At 41.8% G+C, this 3,885-nt stretch carries 3 protein-coding genes; 2 read left to right on the top strand and 1 reads right to left on the bottom strand.

Going from position 1 to position 3,885, the window contains the following annotated elements:
* The first annotated feature begins 191 nt into the window (after window positions 1-191).
* Together tsaE and H5968_RS24665 are read left to right on the top strand one after the other, a co-directional pair.
* Window positions 192-650 (top strand): tRNA (adenosine(37)-N6)-threonylcarbamoyltransferase complex ATPase subunit type 1 TsaE, encoded by a 459-nt coding sequence (gene tsaE, locus H5968_RS24660; RefSeq protein ID WP_187042041.1) that lies wholly within the window; start codon window positions 192-194, stop codon window positions 648-650.
* 340 nt (window positions 651-990) lie between these two features.
* Window positions 991-3,306 (top strand): cation:proton antiporter, encoded by a 2,316-nt coding sequence (locus tag H5968_RS24665; protein ID WP_187042042.1) that lies wholly within the window; start codon window positions 991-993, stop codon window positions 3,304-3,306.
* 180 nt (window positions 3,307-3,486) lie between these two features.
* On the opposite strand, the gene H5968_RS24670 is transcribed toward H5968_RS24665, so the two are convergent.
* Complete coding sequence (locus H5968_RS24670; RefSeq protein WP_137666621.1) at window positions 3,487-3,732, bottom strand: hypothetical protein; 246 nt, start codon at window positions 3,730-3,732, stop codon at window positions 3,487-3,489.
* Window positions 3,733-3,885 lie beyond the last annotated feature (153 nt).

Here is a 3,885-nt window from a genome sequence, read left to right on the forward strand (position 1 = left end):
CTTCGACAAGCTCAGTGCATCGCTGGGGACTGGGGACTGGGGACACTTCGACAAGCGCAGTGCATCGCTGGGGACTGGGGACTGGGGACTGGGGACTGGTGACTGGTGACTGGGGACTGGGGACTGGGTAATCAATTTTATTTTTCCCCATTAGCAATTACCAATTACCAATTACCAATTACCAATTACCAATGACTACAATCTTTCTTCCTGATACAAAAGCCACACAGCAACTAGGTATTAATTTTGGGAAAAACCTGACTGCTGGTAGTGTGATTTTATTAGAAGGTGACTTGGGTGCGGGTAAAACTACCTTAGTTCAAGGTATTGGTCAGGGTTTAGGTATCACTGAATCTATTGTTAGTCCTACTTTTACCCTGATTAATGAATACACAGAAGGACGCATTCCCCTCTACCATCTAGATTTGTATCGTTTAGAACCTCCAGAAGTGACAGGCTTAAATTTAGAAAGCTATTGGGAAGGTATAGAAGTAACACCTGGTATTGTGGCTATTGAATGGGCGGAAAGAATGCCATATCTACCAGATAGTTATTTAAAGGTGTGTTTAATTCATGCTGAAAATGGCACTCGTCAAGCGGAGATTACTGCTGTTAATTGTGAATTAAGTATTTTAAATATTTATATATAAAAAATATCACTTTAAAAGTGTTGAGTTAGATATAAATATCCCTTAGATCATACAACCCTATAATACCACAAAAAGTCAAGATGTCAATAACCTTGAAAAATCGTTCACTTATTGACAACATTCTCAAGATTATTGCGAATAAACCCCCTCAATTCTCAATAAACAAGCAGCAAAACTTTTTTTCGCTCTTTTATAAATAAACTAAAACAATTATTAACTCTTTGCGTCTTTGCGTCTTTGCGTGAGCATAAACAAAAATTCCTCCTCCTGTACCCTTTCCCCAAATAGTGAAAACTCTGTAGACTAAAATTAATAAACTTTATATTTCTTATTAAAGCTGGTGCAAGAGGACTTTCGGTTAATTGTTGATTTGGTTTCGGTGTTCGCTGTCGCTGCTTGTGGTGGACTACTGGCCGCATTGTTAAAACAACCCGTTTTGCTGGGATATCTCATCGGGGGGATGATAGTTGGACCAGCAGGACTGGGATTAATTAAAGAAGTTGTCCAAGTTGAAACATTGGCGCAGTTTGGTGTAGCTTTTTTACTCTTTGCTTTAGGAGTTGAATTTTCCTTAGCGGAACTGAAAAAGGTGAAAGCTATAGCTTTGGGGGGTGGTGGACTACAAATTATCCTCACTATTATTATCACAGTCTTGGTATGTGGTATTACAGGTGCTTGGGGCGCTTTACCGGCTAAAGGAGTATTTTTAGGTTGTATTTTGTCTCTATCTTCCACAGCAGTTGTTCTCAAATGTTTGATGGAACGCAACGAGACAGAAACCCCCCACGGCCAGGTCATGCTGGGTATTCTCGTTGTTCAGGACTTAGCACTGGGTTTAATGCTGGCTGTATTACCCGCACTCCATGAACCAGGGGAAGCGATTGGTTTAGCAGTCTTTACAGCTTTGGTACGCATTGGTTTATTTGCTGCGGGTGCGGTGGTTGCTGGTATTTGGTTAATTCCGCCGTTGTTGCGATTATTAGCCCGCACAGAAAGCAGAGAATTATTTTTGCTGGGTGTTGTCACATTATGTTTATGTATTGCCCTGCTAACTGAATATTTGGGTCTTTCTATTGAAATGGGGGCGTTTGTCGCGGGTTTGATGATTTCTGAAGTGGAATACGCTGATGAAACTTTAACCATTGTTGAACCGTTGCGGGATATCTTTGCGAGTTTGTTTTTTGCTGCGATCGGAATGTTGATTGATCCGGTGTTTTTGTGGCAAAACCTAGATGTGATATTGGGTTTGGTGGTTTTGGTGTTTTTGGGTAAGTTCCTGATCATCACACCTTTGGTTAAATTATTCCGCTATCCGTTAAAAACAGCTTTAATTGCAGGGTTGGGTTTAGCGCAAATTGGGGAATTTTCCTTTGTTTTAGCTAGTGAAGGTCAGGCTTTGGGGTTGGTTTCCCGGAGAATATATTTATTAACTTTGGGAACGACTGCGGTTACTTTAATGTTGACTCCCTTTGTGTTGCGGTTAGTACCATTGTTATTTAATTTTGCGGAGTCCATGCCTTGGTTAAAACCTTATTTGGTGGAAGAACAAGCGCGAGATTTTGCGGAAGACTTACCCCGTAAAGACCATATTGTGGTTTGTGGTTATGGTCGCATTGGTAAAAATTTGGTACGGTTATTGCAGTTACATGATTTGCCTGTAGTCGTTATTGATCAGTCTGAAAGTAGGATTCAACAGTTACGGGAAGCGGGTATACCTTATGTATATGGTAATGCAGTGAGTTTTCATGTGTTGGAAACTGCTGGGGTAAATCATGCTCAAGGGATGGCGATCGCTCTTCCTGATCCTGCTAGTATTCGTCTATGCTTGAAACGGGCTTTGGAGATATCCCCAGAATTAGATTTAGTGGTCCGTGCTACCCAAGATAAAAATATTGAAGTGCTTTATCAATTGGGTGCTAAGGAAGTTGTACAACCAGAATTTGAAGCGAGTCTGGAAATGGCCACCTATTTACTTACCGATGCGGGATTATTGCCAGAGGTGGTACAACGGAAAATGCAGGATATTCGTAAGGATCATTATTTAGATTTACGTCCTGAACGTTCTGCGGCTGAAGTTTCCCAACATTTACAACAAGTTACCCGTGATTTAAACCGGCGTTGGTATGATTTACCTGATGACTCGCCTTTGATTGGGATGACGTTGGAGGAAGCGGATATGCGCTATCTGATCGGGGTGAGTTTAATGGCTATTCGTCGCGCTGATGGAACAGAAATTGATTATCCTAATAGTCAGGTGAGGTTAGAAACTGGCGATCGCCTGTTAGTTGTAGGTGCAAGTAAAGAATTAGCAGCTTTGGCAGAATTTGCTAAGGGTAATGCAGCTGTTCCCGAAGAAACTAACGCTTGTCAGTGGGTGACAGTTCAAGCTAACTGTACTTTTTTGGGTAAAAATTTGGCAGATTTTACCTCTGATCAACAGTATGGAGTCAAAGTGCAAGCAATTCGGCGAGATGGCAAGTTTATCCGCTTTCCTCATGGCAACATCGAATTGAAAACAGGCGATCAAGTGCTGCTGTGCGGTAGCTTTTCCAGACTCAATCAGCTGCAACAATTTTGTACTGCTGCTTGTGAACTACCCTTAGCAATTCCCAGTGTTAAAAATGAAGAGGTAGAAACTATCACAGAGTTGCAATGATCAAGTTGTTCGCCTAACCTTATGAATCGATCTTGGCAACTTCAACTCTAGCTTCTCTGGGAACTAAGTAGATAGGCGTTGAAATTTATCGTTGTCGCAAGGCAGGAGGCAGAACGCAGGAGGGAAGAGGTTTTTAGGCATTTTAAATTTTGTTATATAACTTGTTTTTTTTGTGCCGACTTACTTAAAATCTCTTTCTACAACTGCATCACTGCGAACTTTCATATAAGCGATCGCCATTTTCCAAACGCTTATTTGCTCGTTGTTAGCATCTACAATAGATACACAATTGATATCTTGCCAAAAAACCTTACCGACGATGACATCACCAGTCATCAGTTTAAATTCAACGGTGGCTTTTTGCTTGATCCAATTTTGTAATTGTCTAATGCTAGGTAGGGTAGTGTCAAATTCTGTTGCTGGCATTTTTTATGAGGGAATAGGGAATAGGTGACTGGGGACTGGGGACTGGGGACTGGTGACTGGTGACTGGGGACTGGGGACTGGTGACTGGTGACTGGTGACTGGTGACTGTTGACTGGTGACTGGTGACTGGTGACTAGGGACTGGGGACTGGTG

The organism is Sphaerospermopsis sp. LEGE 00249 (assembly GCF_014299995.1).
Lineage (GTDB): Bacteria > Cyanobacteriota > Cyanobacteriia > Cyanobacteriales > Nostocaceae > Sphaerospermopsis > Sphaerospermopsis kisseleviana.

Bases quoted from the DNA above. Each gene is read 5' to 3' on its own strand.
- tsaE (WP_187042041.1), top strand. From the start codon at position 192: ATGACTACAATCTTTCTTCCTGATACAAAAGCCACACAGCAACTAGGT.
- H5968_RS24670 (WP_137666621.1), bottom strand. From the start codon at position 3,732: ATGCCAGCAACAGAATTTGACACTACCCTACCTAGCATTAGACAATTA.